Below are 595 nucleotides of genomic sequence, written 5' to 3' on the forward strand. Positions count from 1 at the left end.
ATCTGATCCTCGATCTCCTTCAACCTGGGGAGGCCACGGGACTTGAGCTCCCCATCGAGGAGCGCACAGACACTCTTGCGAGCGCTACTGGCGTCCCAGGGCGCAGCTTCCACATCCTCAACCAGATAGGCCACCTCCGCCCAACGCAGGTTGTCGTCGACTTGTAGGCGGGCTGCGACCGCAGTCGTGGCGGCACGCCCGGTTCCGAGTAGCTCCTGCCGTTGGGAAGGGGAGAGTGGTGCCAAGGGTCGCTGGTTCTCTGACAAGCGGATGCCCATGCCGGCGACAACTCGGGGAGTGAAGGCGAACGCATCGCAGGCGGAGTCCACGAGATCGAGCTCGCGGACGATCTCTTCCGCGGCCCAGTAGTGTTCCAAAGCGTAGAGGCCGCTGGCAGTGTCATCGCGGTTCCAGATGTAGGAGCCGTATTCGTCCTCGTAGGTGAGGTACCCGTCCGAGGTCTCATGGAGTTCGTCTGGATGCCAGGGGCCCGCGGGGTTGTCTTCGTGGCGACGGCGGAGGATCTGGGTGAACTGCTCTGCCGTGACCGTGGGGACGAGGCGGTCATCGTCAAGGCGCTGCTTGAAGTAGGTGC

1 protein-coding gene is annotated in these 595 nt (G+C 63.7%); it reads right to left on the reverse strand.

Features of this window, described 5'->3' with window-relative positions; all coding sequences use genetic code 11:
- On the reverse strand, positions 1 to 595 hold a 595-nt coding region (locus FK530_RS26130), incomplete at both ends, for a hypothetical protein (RefSeq protein ID WP_158645205.1).

This window comes from Tsukamurella conjunctivitidis (assembly GCF_007858475.1).
In the GTDB taxonomy this organism is placed as follows: Bacteria; Actinomycetota; Actinomycetes; order Mycobacteriales; family Mycobacteriaceae; genus Tsukamurella; species Tsukamurella conjunctivitidis.